We start from the raw sequence: 21,114 nt of genomic DNA on the forward strand, positions 1-21,114 counted from the left end.
TCATGCGGGCCGGATGGCCCCACCCCCGGGCCGCCGGACCCCGTCTGGAAATCAGCACCCGGGCATGGCCAACTATCCGGCGGACCATCCTGCCCAGGAAGCCGAATACCGCCGGTCGCGCCGTCCCCCGCCCCCACCCAGCGCCAACCGTTACCTGCCTCCGCTGGACCACGAGACACCCCCGGAGCGCAACAGCGAGCCCGAGCCGCCGCGGCCTTCCGGTGAGCGCATCACCGTCACCCGCGCCGCGGCGATGCGCAGCCGTGAGATGGGTTCCCGGATGTACTGGATGGTGCAGCGCGCCGCCACCGCCGACGGCGCCGACAAGTCCGGTCTCACCGCGCTGACCTGGCCGGTGATGGCGAACTTCGCCGTCGACTCCGCGATGGCGGTGGCCCTGGCCAACACCCTGTTCTTCGCGGCGGCCAGCGGCGAAAGCAAATCGAAGGTCGCGCTGTACCTATTGATCACCATCGCGCCGTTCGCCGTCATCGCACCGCTGATCGGTCCCGCCCTGGACAAACTGCAGCACGGCCGGCGCGTGGCGCTGGCGCTGTCATTCGCACTGCGTACCGCGCTGGCGCTGGTGCTGATCATGAACTACGACGGTGCCAGCGGCAGCTTCCCGCCCTGGGTGCTGTATCCGTGCGCCCTGGCAATGATGGTCTTCTCCAAGTCCTTCAGCGTGCTGCGCAGCGCGGTGACCCCGCGCGTCATGCCGCCGACCATCGATCTGGTCCGGGTCAATTCCCGCCTGACCGTGTTCGGGTTGCTCGGCGGGACCATCGCCGGTGGCGCCATCGCGGCGGGCGTCGAGTTCGCGTGCACCCACATGTTCAAACTGCCCGGCGCCCTCTTCGTCGTCGTTGGCATCACGATCGTCGGTGCCCTGCTGTCCATGCGCATCCCGAGCTGGGTGGAGGTCACCGCGGGCGAAGTCCCGGCCACCTTGAGCTACCACCGCCACAGCGATCACCTGCACCAGAGCTGGCACGAAGAAAGCGCGAAGGTCGGCGGCAAGCTGCGACAGCCGTTGGGCCGCAACATCATCACCTCGTTGTGGGGCAACTGCACCATCAAGGTGATGGTCGGCTTCCTGTTCTTGTACCCGGCGTTCGTGGCCAAGGCGCACGACGCCGACGGGTGGGTGCAGCTGGCCATGCTGGGCATGATCGGCGCCGCCGCCGCGATCGGTAACTTCGCCGGCAACTTCGCCAGCGCGCGCCTGAAACTGGGCCGGCCGGCCGTTCTGGTGGTGCGGTGCACCCTGGCCGTGACTGCCTTCGCCATCGCTGCCGCCGTCGGCGGGAACCTGATCGTGGTCGCGGTCGCCACCTTGGTCACGTCGGGATCGAGCGCCATCGCCAAGGCTTCGCTGGATGCCTCGCTGCAGGACGATCTGCCCGAGGAATCGCGCGCATCGGGGTTCGGGCGCTCGGAGTCCTCCCTGCAGTTGGCATGGGTGCTGGGGGGCGCGGTGGGAGTCCTGGTGTACACCGAACTGTGGGTGGGTTTCACCGTCGTCAGCGCATTGCTGATTCTTGGTCTGGCGCAGACGATCGTGAGCTTCCGGGGCGACTCGCTGATCCCCGGCCTCGGCGGAAACCGGCCGGTCATGGTCGAGCAGGAGGGCCGGCGCCCCGGCGCCCCGACGCCCGGAGTGATGCCGCGGTGAAACGCACAGTGGCCGCGTTGGTCGCGGTCGTCGTGGTCGCGCTGGCCGCCGGAGCCGGTCTCGGGGCCTGGCTGCTGAACCGCGACCGCGGTCCGCACTTCCCGGAGATCAGCGCCTACTCGCGCGGCCACACCGTGCGGGTGGGCCCGTACCTGTATTGCAACGTGCTCAACCTGAACGACTGTCAGACGCCGCAGTCGCAGGGGGAATTGCAGGTGAGCGAACGCTTTCCGGTGCAGCTGTCGGTGCCCGAGGCCATTGGCCACGCCCCGTGGCGGCTGCTGCAGATCTATGAGGACCCGACCAACACCGCGACCACCTTCTTCCGGCCAGACAGCCGCCTGGCGGTCACCATCCCCACCGTCGACCCGCACCGGGGGCGGCTGACCGGGGTGGTGGTGCAGCTGTTGACCCTGGTGGTTGACGACGGTGAACTGCGCGAGGCGCCCCACGCGGAATGGTCTGTCCGCGTGGTCTTTTGAGCTGCGCTGGGCTCAGGCGCCGTGACCGGCCGGCACCCGCTCCCCTTCGACCGGCGGGCCGGGCGGAGTGCCGTCACCGAACGGCCTGCCGCCCAACGATTCCCGGCCATGCGGCGTGAGCCAGCTGGACAGGTCGGGGCCTTTGGGCACGATTCCGGTCGGGTTGATGTCGGCGTGCACGATGTAGTAGTGCTGCTTGATCTGGACGAAATCGGTGGTGTCTCCGAAACCCGGTGTCTGAAACAGGTCTCGCGCATACGCCCACAGCACCGGCAGCTCTGACAACTTGGACCGATTGCATTTGAAGTGCCCGTGATACACCGGGTCGAAGCGGGCCAACGTGGTGAACAGCCGGACATCGGCCTCGGTGATGGTGTCGCCCACCAGATATCGCTGATCCGCCAACCGCTCACTGACCCAGTCCAGGGCGGTGAACAACCGGTCGTAGGCCGCCTCGTAGGACTCCTGCGAGCCGGCGAATCCGCACCGGTACACCCCGTTGTTGATCTCGGTGTAGATCCGCTTGCTCACCTCATCGATCTCGGCCCGCAACTCCTCGGGATAGAGCTGCGGCGCCCCCTCCCGGTGGTAGGCCGTCCACTCGGTGGAGAAGTCCAGCGTGATCTGCGCGAAATCGTTGGTGACCACGGCACCGGTCGGTACGTCGACCATCGCCGGGACGGTGATGCCCTTGGGATAGTCGGGGTCTCGCTTGAAGTAGGCGTCCTGTAACCGCGGTATCTTCAGCACCGGGTCCACGCCGCCAGGATCCAGGTCGAACGTCCAGCTGCGCTCGTCATGGGTGGGTCCACAAAAACCAATGGAGAGAACGGATTCCAGTCCCAGCAACCTGCGCACGATGATGGCGCGGTTGGCCCACGGGCACGCGCGGGCGACCACGAGCCGGTATCGGCCCGGCTCCACCGGATAGCCGTCGCGCCCGTCGGCGGTGATGCGGGTGGTGATGTAGTTGGTGTCGCGGTTGAATTCGCCCTTGCCGGCGACGTAGGAGCCCATTCATCCATCCTGCCGCACGGACGCGCTGCTGAACCGCCGGGCCAGGTTGGTCTGGGTGGACGGACCGGGCTCCCAATCTGCGATCCAGGGTCCGGTGCCTTCGGACTGGTCGACGATGCCGTCCTCCAGCCAGGCGTAACGGCCGTCCAGCACGGCGTTCGTCAGCGCGACATCACCGCTGTCGGTATTGGTCCACAATGCGGCGAACAGGGCGTCAACCCGCAAAGTCGCTTGCTGACAGAACAATTCAGCCAACTCGTACGCCTGCTCGCCGATCACCGGGTCCGCGGCCCGTTGCGCCTCGGCCCGCACACAGGCCGCCGCCATGGCGAACAACTCGGCGCCGATGTCGACGACGCGGCCGAGGAATCCCTGCTTCTGTTCCAGCTTGGCTTGCCAGCGCGCCATTCCGTAGAACGTGTTGCGGGCGAGCTTGCGGCTGCAGCGCTCGACGAACCGCAAGTGCACCGCCAACCGGCCGAAATCCCCATAGGCCGTGGGCCGTTGCCCCTCGCCGAACACGAGTTTCGGCAACCATTTCGCGTAGAACCCACTCGCGCCGACAGCGGCGGCCGCCTTCTGACGCAAGTCAGCGTCGGCCTTGGCCAGATCTCCCGCGGCGTTGAGGTGCGCGTCGACCGCCTCCCGGGCGATGAGTAGCCGCATGATCTCACTGGCGCCCTCAAAGATCCGATTGATCCGCAGGTCGCGCAGGGACTGCTCCACCGGCGCGGCCCGCTCGCCCCGGGCGGCCAGCGATTCTGCCGTCTCGTAGCCCCGGCCGCCGCGGATCTGGATCAGGTCATCCGCGATGACACAAGCCATTTCGCTGGACCACAGCTTGGCCAGTGCCGCCTCGATCCGGATGTCGTTGCGGCCTTCGTCGGCCATCTGACCGGATAACTCGACCACCGCGTCCAGTGCGTAGGTGGTAGCCGCCATGAACGCGATCTTGTTGGCGACCGCTTCATGCTTGCCGATCGGCTTGCCCCACTGCACCCGCTCGCGCGACCACTCCCGGGCGATCTTCACCGACCACTTGGCCGACCCGGTGGCCATTGCGGGCAGCGCCAATCGGCCAACGTTCAACGTAGTCAAAGCGATTCGCAGACCGTCGCCCTCACGGCCGATCAGGTTCTCGGCTGGAACCCGAACCCGGTGCATCCTGGTGACACCGTTCTCGATACCGCGCAGACCCATGAACTGGTTGCGCCGCTCGACGGTGATGCCGGGCGAATCGGCCTCGACGACAAAGGCACTGATGCCGCCGCGGTGCCCGTCACTGCGGGGCACTCGGGCCATGACCACCAATAATTCGGCGATCACTCCGTTGGTCGTCCACAGCTTCACCCCCTCCAGCTCGTAGGCCTGCCCGTCGTCGACCGGCGTCGCGGTGGAAGCCAACCGCGCCGGGTCGGAACCGACGTCCGGTTCGGTCAGCAAGAATGCCGAGATCGCACCGGCAGCGCAGCGCGGCAGGAACTTTCGCTTCTGCTCCGCCGATCCGGCGAGCTTGAGCGGTTCGGGCACCCCGATAGACTGGTGAGCCGACAACAGCGCGCCGAGGCTGGGGTGAACGGTCGACACCAGCATCAGCACGCGGTTGTAAGCGACCTGGGACATGTCCAGGCCGCCGTATTCCGACCCGATCTTCATACCGAAGCAACCCAATTCGGCCAGGCCGGAGATGTACTCGTCGGGAATTCGCGCCTCGCGCTCGATGACGCTGCCGTCGACGGTGCCAAGGAATTCCCGCAGCCGGTCCAGGAAGTCCGCGGTGCGCTTCTCGTCGGTCTCCGATGGCCGCGGGAACGGATGAATGAGCTCCAAGCCGAAGCGCCCCAGAAACAACTCCTTGGCGAAAGAAGGTTTCTCCCAACCACTTTCCCGAGATTCCTCGGCAACGGCCCGGGCCTGCTCTTCGGTTACCTGAACCTGCTGTGCCATCGCAGCCTCCTCGTCGACGCATCACGACGAGGATTGAGTACCCGCTTACCGACCGGATACGCCGAGGATGACCAGCGGCACCGGACGGTATCGGCTGGTATCGGGCGGTTAAGCCTCGAACTCCCGGGCGACGGCCTTGACCACCTCGGAGATCTGGCGGGCGGTCTTGCGATCCGGGTAGCGACCCTTGCGAAGTTCCGGCTGCACGGTGCTTTCCAGCAGGGTGATCATGTCTTCGACCATGCCGTGCAACTCGTCGGGACTGTGCTTGTGCTCGGCCGGGGCCTCCCGACGCGGGCGGGCACTAGCCCGGGCCAGGCTCGGCGGCGGGTCGATCAGCTTCAGGCTCAGTGCCTGCGGTCCGCGGCGGCCGGAGGCGATGCCGAACTCGACCTTCTGTCCCGCTTTGAGCCCCTCGACACCCGCGGGCAACGCCGAGGAGCGGACGTAGACGTCCTCGCCATCCTCTTGCGACAGGAAGCCGAACCCCTTCTCGGAGTCGTACCACTTCACTTTGCCGGTCGGCACTGCTCTCACCTGCTTGTCTGATGGATCACTGGTATGCCACATAGAAGACGCGTCCCGCCTGCGCAGGACGCGATGACGATCACAGATCCTACTCGGATGCCCGCCCGCCGAGCATCCCGGTTAATCGGGGACTCGGTAGGCTGGCATTACCGCGGGAGGAAAGATGCGCCTGATCCTGAACGTTATCTGGTTGATTTTCGGTGGCCTCTGGCTGGCCCTCGGCTATCTCCTGGCTGCGCTGGTGTGCTTCCTGCTGATCGTCACCATTCCGTTCGGCTTCGCCGCGCTGCGTATCGCGTCATATGCGCTGTGGCCCTTCGGCCGAACCATCGTCGAGAAGCCCGGCGCCGGGACGGGCTCCCTGGTCGGGAACGTCGTCTGGATTCTGCTGTTCGGGCTGTGGCTGGCGATCGGTCACGTGGCGAGCGCAATCGCCATGGCCGCCACCATCATCGGCCTTCCCCTGGCGCTGGCAAACCTGAAGCTGATCCCGGTGTCGCTGGTTCCGCTCGGTAAGCAGATCGTCCCGGTCGACGCGCGGGTGGCCGCATGACGCTGACCGCGCTGGGCTTACCAACGGTGCCCCGGCAGGGTGCACCGGCGGACGGGCCTTTGCTGGACAGCTACGGCCGCGTTGCCACCGATCTGCGGGTCTCGCTCACCGACCGATGCAATCTGCGCTGCAACTACTGCATGCCCGAGGAGGGCCTGAACTGGCTGCCCGGCCACCAGTTGCTGCAGCCGAACGAGCTGGCCCGGCTGCTGCGCATCGCCGTGAGCCGGCTGGGAGTCACCAGCGTCCGGTTCACCGGCGGCGAACCGTTGCTGGCCCGGCATCTCGAAGAGGTGATCGCCGCGGCTGCCGGCCTGACCCCGCGCCCGGAGATCTCGCTGACCACCAATGGGGTGGGGCTGGCACGACGGGCGGCCGCGCTGGCCGCGGCCGGGCTGGATCGGGTCAATGTGTCGTTGGACAGTGTCGACCCTGCCCACTTCGCGGCGATCACCCGCCGGGACCGCCTTGACGACGTGCTGGCCGGCCTGGCCGCCGCAAAGGCGGCGGGACTGCGGCCGGTCAAGGTCAATGCGGTCCTGGATCCCGGCACCGGCCGCGAGGACGTCGTCGAACTGCTGCGTTATTGCCTGACGCACGGCTACCAGCTGCGTGTTATCGAGCAGATGCCGCTCGACGCCGGGCATCAATGGCGTCCCGGTGCCGCGTTGAGTGCCGACGACGTCCTATCGGCCCTGCGTCCGCACTTCCGTCTGGAACCCGACCCGGCGCCGCGCGGCTCGGCGCCTGCCCAGCTCTGGCTGGTCGACTCGGGACCGGACACCCCGGGCGGCAAGGTCGGGATCATCGCGTCGGTGTCGCACGCGTTCTGTTCCACCTGCGACCGCACCCGGCTGACGGCCGATGGCCAGATCCGCAGTTGCCTGTTCTCCAGCGAGGAGACCGACCTTCGCGGCCTCCTTCGCGGCGGCGCCGACGACGATGCCATCGAGGCGGCCTGGCGGGCCGCGATGTGGGCCAAGCCCGCCGGCCACGGGATCAATGAACCGGGGTTCATACAGCCGGACCGTCCGATGAGCGCCATCGGTGGCTGAGGTTTCCCACCAGGCCTCGGGCATCGCGGTGACCGTCCGCTATTTCGCCGCCGCCAAAGCTGCGGCGGGTATCGAGTCGGAAACGCTGGTGTTGCCAACCGGTACGACCGTCGCGGATTTGGTTGAAGAGCTGGCCAATCGGGGTACTCACCTGGCAGCGGTCCTCAACCGATGTTCTTATCTGCGCGACGGAATTGCCGTGCGAGATGAGGCCTCGGCGTTATCCGCCGGCGACACGGTTGACGTACTCCCACCCTTCGCTGGCGGATAAAAACTGTGAGTTATCTCACGTAACGGAACGATAACAACCCGGCCACGCTCCGATGTCGGGTGCTATGAGCTGCGCAAACGCGGCCGATTCCTGGCGTTTTGCGGCGCCGGTGTGACGAAAACGCCGATCGATTGCACACGTGACGGGATCGCGAGAAACCGCTACCGTCTCGGGAGGCTCGTCAAACCCAACCCGAGCGATGAGCCCTCCTTCACCTACAGCGCGCTTAGCTCCATCCGTGTAGGTGAGGGATTCCGACCCGCGGATGGAGGCGGGGGACCCACCAGGTCCGCCGAGATCGGACCGGGGCCGCATGGCTCCTTGGGGTGAAGCCGGCGTCGTATCAACGGTGAACGACGCGGCCGGGTGACCTCTCCCATCCGAACCCGACAGCTGACCTCGCAGGCGTGTTACCGAGAGGAACTACTCAGCGTATGACTGGACGTCACCGCAAGCCCACTACCTCCAGCGTCAGCGTCGCCAAGATCGCCTTCACCGGTGCGGTCCTCGGTGGCGGCGGCATCGCCATGGCCGGTCAGGCCGCGGCTGCCACCGACGCCGAATGGGACCAGGTAGCCCGTTGCGAATCTGGCGGCAACTGGGCGATCAACACCGGGAACGGGTTCTACGGCGGCGTGCAGTTCGCGGCCGGCACCTGGGCCTCGCACGGAGGCGGCGAGTACGCTCCTTCGGCCCAGCTGGCCACCAAGGACCAGCAGATCGCGATCGCGGAGCGCGTGCTGGCCTCTCAGGGCCGCGGCGCCTGGCCGGTGTGCGGCACCGGCCTGTCCGGCCCGTCGCCGCACAACCCGGCTCCCGAGGCGGCCCTCTGGGACCGCCAGCCGATGGACGCTCCCGCCCTCAACGGTGAGCAGATCCCCGACGCGCCGCCGCCGGTCGAGGCCCCCGCACCCGAGGTGCAGATGGCCGGCAACGACCTCGCGCTGGCGCCCGCCCCGGCCGACCTGCCGCCGGCTCCGCCGGCCGAGCTGCCCCCGGCCCCCGCTGACCTGCCGCCGGCTCCGGCCGACCTGCCGCCGGCGCCCGCGGCTGACCTGCCGCCCGCTCCTGCGGACCTGCCGCCCGCACCGGCCGACCTGCCCCCCGCTCCCGGCGACGTGCCGGCGCCCGTGGTGGTCGACACCGGCTTCCAGCCGGCTCCGGCGCCCGCCGATGTCCCGGCACCGGCTCCGGCCGATGTCCCGGCACCGGCTCCCGGCGACGTCGGAAACCCACCCGTGGAGATCCACCAGGTCGCAGAGGTCGGCTACCACCAGCAGTTGTGGCAGGCGATCGTCGGTCAGGACATCGCCGGCAACGACGCGCTCGACGCGCTCGTCGCAGGTCCCGTCAGCTGACCCGTGCACTGAAGTAGTGGTTCAGGCCTGAGCCCGCCGGGTTCAGGCCGAACCCACCCACTCTTCGGACCCGTCGTCGAAGAACTGGTGCTTCCACACCGGCAGTCGCTCCTTGATCGCGTCCACCAGCAGCGCGCAGGTCGCGAACGCCGACTGCCGATGATCGGCCGCCACCGCGGCCACCAGAGCCGCTTCGCCGATATGTAGGACGCCGATGCGGTGGCTGGCGGCCACGGCCCGCACCCCGCCTGCTTGACCGGCTGCTTGACCGGCTACCTCGGCCACCACCTCGGCGAACACCTCCGGGGCCGACGGGTGCGCGGAGTACTCGAGCCGCACCACCTGGCGGCCGCCGTCGTGGTCGCGGATCATGCCCACGAAGCCCACCACCGCCCCGGCGGACTGATGATTCACCAGTGCCTCATGCTCGGCGAGGGAGATCGGCTGGTCGGTCACTGCGGCGCGCAGGACCACCGTCATCGCTGGTGATCCCCGCCGGCAAGCTGCTCGAGAGCGTGAATGAGCACATCGGCGAGCACCCCGAGGCCGTCCCGCACCCCACCCGGCGATCCCGGCAGGTTGACGATCAGCGTCTTGCCCGCCACCCCGCACACGCCGCGCGACAGCACCGACGTCGGCACCTTCGGCAATCCCGACTGGCGAATCGCGTCAGCCAACCCGGGGATCATGTAGTCCAGCACCGCCACCGTCTGCTCCGGGGTGGTGTCGGTCGGCGCGATGCCGGTGCCGCCGGAGGTGATGATCACGTCGACTTCGGCCTCGAGCGCGTCGTGCAGCGCGTCGCCTACGTCGTTCCCGTCGGCCACCACGCGGGGCTGGGTCGGCAGGAACCCTCGCTGTTCCAGCCACTCGGCGATGATGGGTCCGCATTCGTCGTCATACACACCCTTGGCGGCGCGAGTTGACGCGATGATGACGCGCGCGGTACGGCTCATGCTCGGGTCCAACTTCCGCTGCGACCGCCTTCTTTGCTGAGTACCCGGATATCGTCGATGCGGGCGGCCGGGTCGACCGCCTTGATCATGTCGTAAAGGGTCAGGGCCGCCACACTGACTGCGGTCAACGCTTCCATCTCCACCCCCGTTCGGTCGGTGCTGCGCACCGTCGCTCTGATCTCAACATCTGACTCCCCGGCGGTGAAGTCAACATCGACCTTCGTGAGCGCGAGCTGATGGCACAGCGGAATCAGGTCGCTGGTGCGCTTGGCGGCGAGGATGCCCGCCACTCGCGCGGTCGCCAACGCGTCGCCTTTGGGCAGGCCACCGGCCGAAATCAGCGCCACGACATCCGCGGAGGTGCGCAACACGCCGGCGGCGACGGCGGTGCGCCGCGTGGTCCCTTTTTCGGTGACGTCGACCATGTGCGCGGCCCCGCGCTCATCCAGGTGCGACAGCGCCGACCCGGGGGTTGCAGAGCGTTCTTCAAAGGCCCCAGCCCCCGACATTCCGCCGACCTACCAGGTGGCGACCGTCACCGGATGGACGTACGGCAATTCCTCGGCGGGCACCGGAAACGCCACTTCGCCGAACGGCGAGAGTGCGCCCGTGCGGTCGGTCACGAGTTCGCTCACCGCATGGTCGTCCGGGTCCGTGGTCGGCCAGCCGGGGTCCACATACTTCTCTTTGCGCGCCTTCGAGTCAGCCACGCGCTCTATTCTGACAGGTCCGGCCACCGTCCGCGGCGGAAGGTTCAAGCTCACGCCTAGGCTTGATCAGCAATGACCGAACACACCCCGGATATCCCGCTGGGGTCCTGGCTGGCCGACCTGCCCGACGAGCGGCTGATCCTGCTGTTGGAGCTGCGGCCGGACCTCGCCCAGCCGCCTCCCGGCAGCATCGCGGCGCTCGCCGCGCGCGCGCAGGCGCGTCAGTCGGTCAAGGCTGCCACCGACGACCTCGACTTCCTGCGGCTGGCTGTACTGGACGCCCTGCTGGTGCTGCAGGCCGACGCCGAACCCGTCCCGGTGGCCAAGTTGGCGGCTCTGATCGCCGAACTCGCTCCGGATGCAGACGTAACGGCCGCACTGGACGATCTCAAGAACCGTGCCCTGGTGTGGGGCGCTACGGCGGTCCGAGTGGCCGCCGATGCCGGAAGCGCCCTGCCGTGGCATCCCGGACAGGTCACCCTCGAGGACCGCACGCACACCGGTGAGCAGATCGCCGCGCTGATCGCCCAGGCCGACGAGGCACAACGCGACGTCCTGGAGAAGTTGCTCGAAGGGTCCCCGATGGGACGCACCCGCGACGCGGTGCCCGGCGCACCGATGGATCGGCCCGTTCCGCAACTGCTCGCAACGGGCCTGCTGCGACGTGTCGATGCCGACACGGTGATCCTGCCCCGGCACGTCGCGCAGGTGCTGCGCGGCGAGTCACCCGGTCCGATGCAACTCACCGAACCCGATCCGGTCGTGTCGACGGTCAGAACCGCCGACGCGGACGCCGCGGCCGCCGGCGCCGTCATCGACCTGCTGCGCCAGGTCGATGTGCTACTCGAAAACCTCAGTACCGCACCGGTTTCCGAACTGCGCAGCGGCGGCCTGGGGATTCGGGAACTCAAACGGCTGGCCAAGGTGACCGGGATCGAGGAGCCCCGGCTGGGCCTGATCCTGGAGATCGCCTCCTCGGCCGGCCTGATAGCCAGCGGCATGCCTGATCCCGAACCGTCGCACGGTGACGGACCCTACTGGGCGCCCACCGCGACGGCCGACCGGTTCAACACGCTGGCCGCCGCCGACCGTTGGTATCTGCTGGCCACCACCTGGCTGGACCTGACCTGCCGGCCGACCCTGATCGGCAGTCGCGGCCCGGACGGCAAACCGTTTGGCGCCCTGTCGAATTCGCTGTTCTCCACTGCCGCCCCACTGGACCGGCGGCTGCTGCTGACGCTGCTCGCCGGGTTACCCGCCGGCGCCGGCGCCGACGCGAAGTCGGCGTCAGCGGCGTTGATCTGGCGGCGCCCGCGCTGGGCCCGACGACTGCAGCCCGAGCCGGTCGCCGACCTCTTGGCCGAGGGCCACGCACTGGGGCTGATCGGACGCGGGGCGATCAGCACGCCGGGTCGCGCCCTGCTCGATGACGAGGGCCCAGACGTCGTCGTCGACGCGATGACCCGCGCACTGCCCAAACCGATCGATCACTTCCTGGTCCAAGCCGACCTGACGGTGGTGGTGCCGGGTCCGCTGGAGCGCGACCTGGCCGACGACCTGGCCACCGTCGCCACCGTCGAATCAGCCGGTGCGGCAATGGTTTACCGAGTAAGCGAACAGTCGATCCGGCACGCACTCGACGTCGGCAAGACCCGCGACTGGATGCAGGCGTTTTTCGCCGACCACTCCAAAACTCCGGTGCCGCAGGGCCTCACCTATCTCATCGACGACGTGGCCCGCCGGCACGGTCAGCTCCGTATCGGGATGGCCTCCTCGTTCGTGCGCTGTGAAGATCCCGCGCTGCTGGCGCAGGCGGTCGCGGCACCGGCCACCGAAGGACTTCAGTTGCGGGCGCTGGCCCCCACGGTGGCGGTGTCACCGGCGACCATTGCCGAAGTGCTCGCCGCACTGCGGACCGCGGGGTTCGCCCCGGCCGCTGAGGACTCCACCGGCGCGATCGTCGACGTGCGTACCCGCGGCGCCCGGGTGGCTGCGCCGCCGCAACGCCGGGCGTACCGGCCCGTCCCCCGTCCCAGCAATGAGACGCTGAACGCCGTCGTCGGGGTGCTGCGCAAGGTCACCGCGGCCCCGTTCGGCAACATCCGCGTCGATCCGGCGGTGTCGATGTCGCTGCTGCAGCGCGCCGCCAAGGACCAGGACACGGTGCTGATCGGTTACCTCGACGCCGCGGGTGTGGCAACCCAGCGGGTGGTGTCCCCGATCGTCGTCCGGGGCGGCCAGTTGGTGGCCTTCGACTCGGGGTCCGGGCGGATGCGGGACTTCGCCATCCACCGCATCACGTCGGTGATGTCGGCCGACGACGGATAATGGATGTTGCTCCCCGCTCACCGCTTGCCGGGGATGCAGCGATTGGAGTACCGCCCGCTTGCGGGGGAGAGGAGCAGCGCCCATGACAGACGGGCCGTTGATCGTGCAGTCCGACAAGACCGTGCTGCTCGAAGTCGATCACGAGTTGGCCGGGGCGGCGCGCGCCGCCATCGCGCCGTTCGCCGAGCTGGAGCGCGCGCCCGAACACATCCACACCTACCGCATCACGCCGTTGGCCCTGTGGAACGCGCGCGCCGCCGGGCACGACGCCGAGCAGGTGGTCGACGCGCTGGTCAGCTTCTCCCGCTACGCGGTGCCGCAACCCCTGCTGGTCGACATCGTCGACACCATGGCCCGCTACGGCCGCCTGCAACTGGTCAAGCACCCCGCGCACGGCCTGACACTGGTGAGCTTCGATCGCGCCGTTCTCGAAGAAGTGCTGCGCAACAAGAAGATTGCGCCGATGCTCGGCACCCGAATCGACGACGACACCGTCGCCGTCCATCCCAGCGAGCGCGGCCGGGTCAAGCAGCTGCTGCTCAAGATAGGCTGGCCGGCCGAGGATCTCGCCGGCTACGTGGACGGCGAAGCCCACGCGATCAGCCTCGAGCCTGACGGGTGGGAACTGCGCGACTACCAACAGCTTGCAGCCGACTCGTTCTGGGCCGGCGGCTCGGGCGTGGTGGTGCTGCCCTGCGGCGCCGGCAAGACGCTGGTCGGTGCGGCCGCGATGGCCAAAGCCCAAGCCACGACACTTATTCTGGTCACCAACATCGTGGCGGCCCGGCAGTGGAAGCGCGAGCTGGTGGCCCGGACTTCGCTCACCGAGGACGAGATCGGCGAATACTCCGGCGAGCGCAAGGAGATTCGGCCCGTCACCATCTCGACCTACCAGATGATCACGAGACGCACCAAGGGCGAGTACCGACACCTGGAGCTGTTCGACAGCCGCGACTGGGGTCTGATCATCTACGACGAGGTGCACCTGCTGCCGGCACCGGTGTTCCGGATGACCGCCGACCTGCAATCCAAGCGACGCCTGGGCCTCACCGCCACGCTGATCCGCGAGGACGGCCGCGAAGGTGACGTGTTCTCGCTCATCGGGCCGAAGCGGTACGACGCACCCTGGAAGGACATCGAGGCCCAGGGCTGGATCGCGCCGGCCGAGTGTGTCGAAGTCCGGGTCACCATGACCGACAACGAACGGATGATCTACGCCACGGCCGAACCCGAGGAGCGCTACAAGCTGTGCTCGACGGTGCACACCAAAATCGCTGTGGTGAAGTCGATTTTGAAGAATCACCCCGGCGAGCAGACCCTGGTGATCGGCGCCTACCTCGATCAACTCGACGAGCTGGGTGCCGAGCTGGGGGCCCCGGTGATCCAGGGGTCGACCAAGACCCGGGAACGCGAGGACCTGTTCGACCAGTTCCGGCGTGGCGAGATCGCGACCCTGGTGGTGTCCAAGGTGGCCAACTTTTCCATTGACCTGCCGGAAGCCTCTGTCGCAGTTCAGGTTTCGGGCACCTTCGGGTCGCGCCAGGAGGAAGCTCAACGCCTGGGCCGGTTGCTGCGACCCAAGGCAGACGGAGGCGGCGCCATCTTCTACTCGGTGGTGGCGCGCGACAGCCTCGACGCCGAATATGCCGCGCACCGGCAGCGCTTTCTGGCCGAGCAGGGCTACGGGTACATCATCCGTGACGCGGACGACCTGCTCGGCCCGGCCATTTAAAGGGTCGCGAGCAGCTAGAGCGACAGGATGGTCGCCGAGGCGGTGCCCGGTGCGCCGTAGACCTGCGCCAGACCCACCCGCGGGTTGCCCGGCACCTGGCGTTCGCCGGCCTCACCGCGCAACTGCCGCACCAATTCGTGCATCTGCCGCAAGCCGGACGCGCCGATCGGCTCGCCGTTGGCGATCAGACCGCCGTCGGTGTTGACCGGAATCGAACCGTGAATCTCGGTGGCACCGTCGGCCACCAGCTTCTCCTGTTCGCCGTCGGCGCACAGACCCGTCTCGGCCATGTGGATCACCTCGTTGCCGGCGTCGGTGTCCTGCAACTGGGCCACGTCGACGTCCTCGGGCCCGATACCCGCGGCCTCGTAGGCGGCCTTGGCCGCGTACACCGTCGGCGACGCGTCGCCGTCCAGCGGGGCGAACGTCGCGTGCACCTCGTAGGCACCGTAGCGGCGAGTGCGAATCTCGCAGGCGCGCACATACACCGGCTTGTCGGTGTACTTGTGCGCCATGTCGGCCCGGCACATGATCACCGCCGCCGCCCCCTCGTCGGGTGCACAGAACATGTACTGCGTCAGCGGGTAGTTGAGCACCGCCGAGTTGAGGATCTCTTCTTCCGAAATTGCCTTGCGGCGGAACGCGTTCGGGTTCATCGCGCCGTTGCGGAAGTTCTTGGCAGCCACCTTGGCGAGTGTCGCCTGAGAGATGTTGTGGTCGTGCAGATACTTATTGGCCTTCATGCCGAAGAACTTGGTGGTGACGAACTGCCCGTTCTGCGCATACCACTGCGGCAGCGCCAATTTGGCCGGGTCGTCGGTGAACGCGCCACGCGGGTGCTTGTCCAGACCGATCGCGATCCCGAGGTCGTACTTGCCCAGCCGAATAGTGTCAGCGGTCTGCTGGATGGCGCTGGCCGCCGTCGCGCAGGCGTTGAACACATTGGTGAACGTGATGCCGGTCAGGCCGACCAGCCGGGTCACCGCGTCGGGATTCGACACCTCGTGGCTGCCGCCGAAGCCGAACTGGATGTCCTTCCACGCGACCCCGGCATCGGCCAGGGCAGATTGGATCGCTTCGGCACCCATCTCCATCGCGGTCTTGTCGAATCTTCCGAACGGGTGCAGGCCGACACCGATGATGGCGACATCGTTGGTCATCTCATGCTCCTGTTGTTGCGACCGGCTGGAACGCGAAGGTCATGATCTCGGTGCCGTCGTCCTCCCGGTTCAGCGGCACCATGGTGAGCTCGACCTCCTGGCCGAACTGCAGCTTGGCCGGATCGTTCTCGGTGAGGCGGCCTTCCACCCGGATCACGTCACCGAGTTGGACCAGGCCAACCCCGAACGGCACGAAGTCCTTTCCGGCCGGCCCGGCGTAAGGGGCGCCGGGCGGAAATCCCTGGGTGGTCCACGCGAACAGCGTGCCGCGGCGCGGCAGCAACACCTCGGTCATCTCGCTGCCGCTGCAGCGCGGACAGTACCGCTGCACCGGGAAGGTCGTGGCTTCGCAACTGCCGCAGTGACTGCCGATCAGCTGCGGGTTCTCGTCGGGCCAAGTAGAGATTTCAGGGGCCAACGCCTTCTGCATCGAGGGTCCTCCGTGAAGCAAGAGAAAAGTCCGACTCACTGAACGGTACAACAGCGTTCCGCAAAAGCGGAAATTGCATTCTCGCCCGAACCAACACGGGCGTCGCGTTCGGTGCCGTCGGAAATTGACAGCCACTACGATTTGGCCATGTCTCTTGAGGTTGGGCAGGTATTCGCCGGATACACCATCCTGCGGGTGCTGGGCGCCGGCGGAATGGGCAGGGTGTATCTGGCCACACATCCGCGGCTGCCGCGCGAGGACGCGCTCAAGGTCCTGCCCGCGGAGTACACCGACGATCCCGAATACCGGAAGCGGTTCGCTCGCGAAGCCGACGTGGCTGCGGGCCTGTCGCATCCGCACATCGTCCGGATCTACGACCGCGGCGAGAATGACGGCCAGTTGTGGATCTCGATGGATTATGTCCCCGGCACCGACGCCTCTCACCTGCTCTACGAGCGCTATCAGAGCGGTTTGCCGATCGACGAAGTCGTCACCATCATCTCCGACGTCGCATCCGCGCTGGACTACGCCCACCACCGCGGACTGCTGCACCGCGACGTCAAGCCGGCCAACATCCTGCTCACCGAACCCGACAACGTCCAGGGCCGCCGGATCTACCTCGCCGACTTCGGCATCGCGCGGCTCATCGATGACGCCTCCGGCCTGACGGCCACCAACGTGGCGGTCGGCACTGTCGCCTATGCCGCACCTGAGCAACTCAAGGGCGATCCGGTGGACGGACGCGCCGACCAATATGCATTGGCGTGCACAGCCTTTCATCTGTTGACCGGGTCTCCGCCGTTCGCCGACACCAACCCCACGGTGGTGATCACGCAGCACGTCAGTGCACCCCCGCCGTCCATCGGCGCACGTCGCCCCGAATTGTCCGGTCTCGATCCCGTGTTCGCCACGGCCATGGCCAAGAACCCGTCGAGCCGTTACAACAGCTGCAGCGACTTCGCCCTGGAACTGAGCAAGCACCTGTCGCCGTACAACTACGACACGCCAATCGGGTTGCACGCCCAGCACACTCAGCCCGCGATCATCCTGCCCACCGCACAGGCCGGCCCGCGAAGCTGGACACGGCGGCCCGCCGTACTGTTCAGCGCCCTGGTGGCCGTCGCGCTGCTCATCCTCGGCGCTGTCTTTGTCGGCACGAAGTTCACCCACTCGCGCAAGCACACCGCCGCACCTGTCGGGTCGTCCACCGCGGGGCCGCCCCCCGCCGCGCAAGGCCCATTCACCGGCACTTACCGCGCCGACTTCGGCCCGGTTACGTTGATCAACGGCAAGCAAGTTCCAAATGCGCAACCTAGCACGGGCACCTACGGTGTGCGCTCGATGTGCGGCGGCACCGGCTGCGTGGCAACGGGTTCGCGCCTCAAAGGCGAAAGAGTATTCGCCACGAGCATGGTGTTCGACCAGCTGGGCAGTAGCTGGGTGGCGGTGGCCCTGTCCACCCAACCATGTAATGACACGACCAGTGAGATCTGGGAGGTCTTCACCCTGGAGGCACGTCCAGACGGAACTCTGGTCGGCGAACAAACGCGCACCGCTCGCAATAATTGCGAAGAACGGCGGACCGTGACCTTCACCCGCACCGGCGATGCCCCGGCCGGCCTTCCCGACCCGGCGACCCTGCCGCCGCGGGTGCCGTCAGTGGCCGAGGCGTTTCACGGCCGCTACGCGCGGACCCTCGCGGTGGCGGGCCGAGGCACCCAGCCGGAGGGCGATTGCCCGGGCGTCACCAATTGCTTGCGTACCGGTGATCGGTGCATGAGCTTCTTTCACTTTGATTCAGGCGATGCTCCCCTGATATTCGCCGGCAGCAGCTGGACGTGGGATGAAGTGAGCAGCGGCAAGTGTCCGGACGGGAGCCCGACGACGGTGCGGATCAGCGCCACTTACCCGCTGCCACAACCGACAGCGGATCCGCTGCCATCGCTGACCGGCCACGGGCATTGGGCTCAAACGGGAACATGCTCGGTCAACGTGGATCTTGACGACACCTTCACTCGGACAGGCGATTAACACCGTGTCGCTCAATGCTGGGCAAGCATTCGCCGGATACACCATCCTGCGCGTGCTGGGTGCGGGCGGCATGGGCACCGTGTATCTGGCGACGCATCCGCGTCTGCCTCGCGAGGATGCGCTCAAAGTGCTGCCCGCAGAGTTCACCAACGATGCCGAGTATCGGGCGCGGTTCAACCGCGAGGCAGAACTCGCCGCGGGTTTGTCCCATCCGCACATCGTCGGAGTTCAGGACCGCGGGGAATTCGACGGCCAATTCTGGATCTCGATGGATTACGTGGCCGGGACCGACGCCTCCCGGTTGCTCAAAGACCAGTACCCGTCGGGCATGCCCGCCGAGGAGGTGCTGCCCCTCGTCGCCGCGGTCGCAGCCGCGCTGGATTACGCGCACGACCGCGGACTGCTGCACCGCGACGTCAAACCGGCCAACATCCTGCTGGCCGATCCCGACGGTCAGGACCGCCGCGTGTATCTGGCCGACTTCGGCATCGCACGACGCATCGACGACTCCGCGGGATTGACCGAGACCAACGTGGCGGTCGGCACCGTTGCCTACGCCGCGCCCGAACAACTCCGGGGTGATCCGATCGACGGACGTGCCGACCAATATGCGTTGGCGTGCACGGCCTTTCATCTGCTGACCGGCGCGCCGCCGTATCCCGACGACAACGCGGCCGTCGTCATCACCCACCATCTGTACGCTCCGCCCCCGTCGGTGGGAGACCAGCATGACGAGCTGCGGAGCCTTGACCCGGTGTTCACGCGGGCCATGGCCAAGGAACCCTCCGACCGGTTCGCCACCTGCAGTGAGTTTGCCTCTCAACTGCGCAGGCACCTCGACGGCCGGGCCCCGATCACCGCGCCGGACCACCTCGTCACCGCGCCCGTCGCCCGGCCACCGCGAAAGCGGTCGGGTGCTCTGATCGCCGCACTGGTTGGCGTCGCGCTCCTAGTCGGTGGCGGGGTCTTCGCCGGGTTCAAGCTCACGCACAAGCCGGTAGCCGCGCCCGCGACAACCACCAGCACCACCACATCGGCGACGCCGGTCAGCGTTCCGACCACCACCTCCGATGCGCCGCTGACCCCTGGCCCATTGAATGGCCGCTACAAAGCGGATTTCGGCGCCGCCACCGATCTCGACGGTAACAACCATGGCGCGCCGCCGGCCACCGCCAGCTACGGGCTCCGTTCGGCGTGCCGAGGCGCCGCATGTGTGGCGACGGTCGAATCTCTGGGTAGGCCAAATGATCTGGCTAAGACGATGGTGTTCGACGAAGTCGACGGCCGGTGGCTGGCGGTGGCGGTGATCAATGATGAGTGCCTTTCGACGAAATCCGAATTCTGGCTGGCGTTCTCCATGCAGCTGGGCGCCGATGGCACCCTCACCGGGGAGATGACCCGGACCAGTGCCACCAACTGCCGGGACAAGAGACCGGTAACCTTTACTCGCACAGGCGATCTCGATGTCGACACAGTCGCTGACCCGGCTACCGTCCCGCCGCGGGTGGTGTCGCCGGCGGAGGCTTTGTACGGCCACTACCAAGTGCTGCGGACTTACCCCTCATCAGCCATTCCGACGGAGCCCGTAGATACCACCGTCGTCACGACCTGCCTGCGCACCGGTGATCGCTGTATGAGCTATTTCCACGGGAAAGGGGGCGACAACCCCCTGGTTTTCCAGCACGGCATCTGGGCGTTGACCGCGGACGCCGATTATCCGTGTCCGGCCGGGGGCACTTTGCATTTCAATGTCGTCGCCGAGTTTCCCCTGCCGCAGCCGACGGAGAATCCCATTCAGCGGCTCAGTGGGCACGGGCACCAGACGCAGACCCGCGCGTGCACGGTCGACACACCCTTCGATCAAACCTTCACCCGCACCGGCGATTAACTCAGCGCGGGGATCACTTCGCGCTCAAACAATTCGATACCGGAGCGGTCATATGCCGCCTCGGGGAAGTAGCAGATCGCGTATTCGCAGCCGAGATCGCGGACCTTGGATAGCCGCTCGATCACCTGCTCCGTCGTGCCCATCGTCGAATCCGGCATGCCACCCACCATCGAATCCGCCACCGCGTCAGGCACATAGCCGTCCAGGCGGTCACGCACCCGCTGTTTGCGGTCGTTGACGTCGGCTTCCGATGTGCCGACTACGGCAGTGAAGTTGGCCGACCGCACGATCGCATCGAAATCGGTGCCCAGCCTGCCGCAGTGCTCGGCCAGCACCTGCGACTTGTGGGCGAACGCTTCGAGTTCGGGGGTGAAGTTGGTGTACTGCGCGTACTGGGCCGCGATGCGCAACGTCACCTTCTCACCCCCGCCGGCGATCCACAGCGGAATGCCGTTGGATTGCAACGGCTTCGGTGCCACGATCGCGCCGTCGACCTGATAATGCTTTCCCTCGAAGCTAACCTTCCCGTCGCGCCAGGCGTCGCGCATGATCTGCACGCCCTCGTCGAGTCGCCCCAATCGCACGCCGGCTGACGGGAATCCGTAACCGTAGGCACGCCACTCGTGTTCGTACCAGCCGCCGCCGATGCCCATCTGGACGCGTCCGCCGGAGATGATGTCGGCGGTGGCCGCGACCTTCGCGAGATAGACCGGGTTGCGGTAGCTCATCGCGGTGCACATCTGGCCCAGCTTGATGCGGGACGTGACCGCGGCGTAGGCCGACATCAACGACCACGCCTCGTGGGTGGCCTGGTCGCTGGGCAGCGGGACGGTGTGGAAGTGGTCGTAGACCCACAGCGAATCCCAGGCGCCGCCGTCGGCGTAGGTGGCCAGATCGCGCATCACCGCCCAGTGCTGTTCGGGTTCGATGCCGACGAGATCCATTCGCCAGCCTTGCGGGATGAAGAGACCGAAGCGCATAGCCGTGACTTTA

General features: G+C 67.3%; 20 protein-coding genes and 1 riboswitch. Of the genes, 10 read left to right on the plus strand and 10 right to left on the minus strand.

Translation table 11 applies throughout. From position 1 onward, the window contains the following. The first annotated feature begins 13 nt into the window (after positions 1-13). Together C0J29_RS25600 and C0J29_RS25605 are read left to right on the plus strand one after the other, a co-directional pair. Positions 14-1,675 (plus strand): MFS transporter, encoded by a 1,662-nt coding sequence (locus C0J29_RS25600; RefSeq protein ID WP_120793956.1) that lies wholly within the window; start codon positions 14-16, stop codon positions 1,673-1,675. Further along, positions 1,672-2,157 carry a DUF2771 domain-containing protein gene (locus tag C0J29_RS25605; RefSeq protein ID WP_065044328.1) on the plus strand — a complete coding sequence of 162 codons (486 nt, stop codon included), beginning with the start codon at positions 1,672-1,674 and terminating at the stop codon, positions 2,155-2,157. Before C0J29_RS25600 ends, C0J29_RS25605 begins: the two co-directional genes overlap by 4 nt. 12 nt (positions 2,158-2,169) lie before the next feature. Here C0J29_RS25605 and C0J29_RS25610 read toward each other — a convergent pair whose 3' ends face one another. The 3 genes from C0J29_RS25610 to C0J29_RS25620 form a co-directional block, all read right to left on the minus strand. Next, positions 2,170-3,174, minus strand: coding sequence for a glutathione S-transferase family protein (locus C0J29_RS25610; protein WP_120793957.1), 1,005 nt, complete (start codon positions 3,172-3,174; stop codon positions 2,170-2,172). Next, on the minus strand, positions 3,175-5,121 hold the full coding sequence (locus C0J29_RS25615; RefSeq protein ID WP_120793958.1) for an acyl-CoA dehydrogenase family protein: 1,947 nt from the start codon (positions 5,119-5,121) through the stop codon (positions 3,175-3,177). Between the two features lie 108 nt (positions 5,122-5,229). After that, a complete protein-coding gene (locus C0J29_RS25620; protein ID WP_065044325.1) occupies positions 5,230-5,649 on the minus strand; it encodes a cold-shock protein in 420 nt (139 codons plus the stop codon). Positions 5,650-5,812: 163 nt separating this feature from the next. On the opposite strand from C0J29_RS25620, the gene C0J29_RS25625 reads away from it, so the two are divergent. The 4 genes from C0J29_RS25625 to C0J29_RS25640 all read left to right on the plus strand — a co-directional run bounded on the left by C0J29_RS25625 (position 5,813) and on the right by C0J29_RS25640 (position 8,886). Beyond that, the gene (locus C0J29_RS25625; RefSeq protein WP_120793959.1) at positions 5,813-6,202 is read left to right on the plus strand and encodes a YccF domain-containing protein; all 390 of its coding nucleotides are present in this window, start codon (positions 5,813-5,815) and stop codon (positions 6,200-6,202) included. Further along, positions 6,199-7,257, plus strand: a complete 1,059-nt coding sequence (gene moaA, locus C0J29_RS25630; protein WP_120793960.1) for a GTP 3',8-cyclase MoaA — start codon at positions 6,199-6,201, stop codon at positions 7,255-7,257. Before C0J29_RS25625 ends, moaA begins: the two co-directional genes overlap by 4 nt. Continuing rightward, entirely contained in the window at positions 7,250-7,528 is a 279-nt protein-coding gene (locus C0J29_RS25635) for a MoaD/ThiS family protein (protein ID WP_065044322.1), read from the plus strand. Before moaA ends, C0J29_RS25635 begins: the two co-directional genes overlap by 8 nt. Before the next feature lie 242 nt (positions 7,529-7,770). Further along, positions 7,771-7,953: riboswitch (cyclic di-AMP (ydaO/yuaA leader) on the plus strand. Positions 7,954-7,962: 9 nt separating this feature from the next. Next, positions 7,963-8,886 carry a transglycosylase family protein gene (locus C0J29_RS25640; protein WP_065044321.1) on the plus strand — a complete coding sequence of 308 codons (924 nt, stop codon included), beginning with the start codon at positions 7,963-7,965 and terminating at the stop codon, positions 8,884-8,886. A 42-nt stretch (positions 8,887-8,928) separates the two neighbouring features. Here the strand turns inward: C0J29_RS25640 and C0J29_RS25645 are convergent, their stop codons facing one another. From C0J29_RS25645 to C0J29_RS25660, 4 genes are read right to left on the minus strand one after another with little or no spacing between them, the layout of a single operon-like run. Further along, a complete protein-coding gene (locus C0J29_RS25645; RefSeq protein ID WP_065044320.1) occupies positions 8,929-9,366 on the minus strand; it encodes a molybdenum cofactor biosynthesis protein MoaE in 438 nt (145 codons plus the stop codon). Further along, positions 9,363-9,842: a MogA/MoaB family molybdenum cofactor biosynthesis protein gene (locus C0J29_RS25650; RefSeq protein WP_065044319.1), complete on the minus strand. Its 480-nt coding sequence runs from the start codon at positions 9,840-9,842 to the stop codon at positions 9,363-9,365. Before C0J29_RS25650 ends, C0J29_RS25645 begins: the two co-directional genes overlap by 4 nt. Continuing rightward, entirely contained in the window at positions 9,839-10,351 is a 513-nt protein-coding gene (gene moaC, locus C0J29_RS25655) for a cyclic pyranopterin monophosphate synthase MoaC (protein ID WP_082977921.1), read from the minus strand. Before moaC ends, C0J29_RS25650 begins: the two co-directional genes overlap by 4 nt. A 9-nt stretch (positions 10,352-10,360) precedes the next feature. Next, positions 10,361-10,552 (minus strand): hypothetical protein, encoded by a 192-nt coding sequence (locus tag C0J29_RS25660; protein WP_370530952.1) that lies wholly within the window; start codon positions 10,550-10,552, stop codon positions 10,361-10,363. Positions 10,553-10,624: 72 nt separating this feature from the next. On the opposite strand from C0J29_RS25660, the gene C0J29_RS25665 reads away from it, so the two are divergent. Together C0J29_RS25665 and C0J29_RS25670 are read left to right on the plus strand one after the other, a co-directional pair. Beyond that, on the plus strand, positions 10,625-12,880 hold the full coding sequence (locus C0J29_RS25665; protein WP_120793961.1) for a helicase-associated domain-containing protein: 2,256 nt from the start codon (positions 10,625-10,627) through the stop codon (positions 12,878-12,880). Between the two features lie 82 nt (positions 12,881-12,962). Next, the gene (locus tag C0J29_RS25670; RefSeq protein WP_065044316.1) at positions 12,963-14,612 is read left to right on the plus strand and encodes a DNA repair helicase XPB; all 1,650 of its coding nucleotides are present in this window, start codon (positions 12,963-12,965) and stop codon (positions 14,610-14,612) included. 14 nt (positions 14,613-14,626) lie between these two features. Here the strand turns inward: C0J29_RS25670 and C0J29_RS25675 are convergent, their stop codons facing one another. Together C0J29_RS25675 and C0J29_RS25680 are read right to left on the minus strand one after the other, a co-directional pair. Continuing rightward, positions 14,627-15,772: a thiolase family protein gene (locus C0J29_RS25675; protein WP_065044314.1), complete on the minus strand. Its 1,146-nt coding sequence runs from the start codon at positions 15,770-15,772 to the stop codon at positions 14,627-14,629. 1 nt (position 15,773) lies between these two features. Continuing rightward, positions 15,774-16,202 (minus strand): Zn-ribbon domain-containing OB-fold protein, encoded by a 429-nt coding sequence (locus tag C0J29_RS25680; protein WP_065044313.1) that lies wholly within the window; start codon positions 16,200-16,202, stop codon positions 15,774-15,776. Positions 16,203-16,349: 147 nt separating this feature from the next. On the opposite strand from C0J29_RS25680, the gene C0J29_RS34535 reads away from it, so the two are divergent. Then, positions 16,350-18,233 carry a serine/threonine-protein kinase gene (locus tag C0J29_RS34535; RefSeq protein ID WP_120794969.1) on the plus strand — a complete coding sequence of 628 codons (1,884 nt, stop codon included), beginning with the start codon at positions 16,350-16,352 and terminating at the stop codon, positions 18,231-18,233. 4 nt (positions 18,234-18,237) lie between these two features. After that, positions 18,238-20,121, plus strand: coding sequence for a serine/threonine-protein kinase (locus C0J29_RS25690; protein ID WP_242460550.1), 1,884 nt, complete (start codon positions 18,238-18,240; stop codon positions 20,119-20,121). On the opposite strand, the gene C0J29_RS25695 is transcribed toward C0J29_RS25690, so the two are convergent. After that, entirely contained in the window at positions 20,118-21,101 is a 984-nt protein-coding gene (locus C0J29_RS25695) for an LLM class F420-dependent oxidoreductase (RefSeq protein ID WP_065044311.1), read from the minus strand. The two genes, C0J29_RS25690 and C0J29_RS25695, sit on opposite strands and share 4 nt — an antisense overlap. Between the last annotated feature and the right edge of the window lie 13 nt (positions 21,102-21,114).

The sequence above is a fragment of the Mycobacterium paragordonae genome (assembly GCF_003614435.1).
Classification (GTDB): Bacteria; Actinomycetota; Actinomycetes; order Mycobacteriales; family Mycobacteriaceae; genus Mycobacterium; species Mycobacterium paragordonae.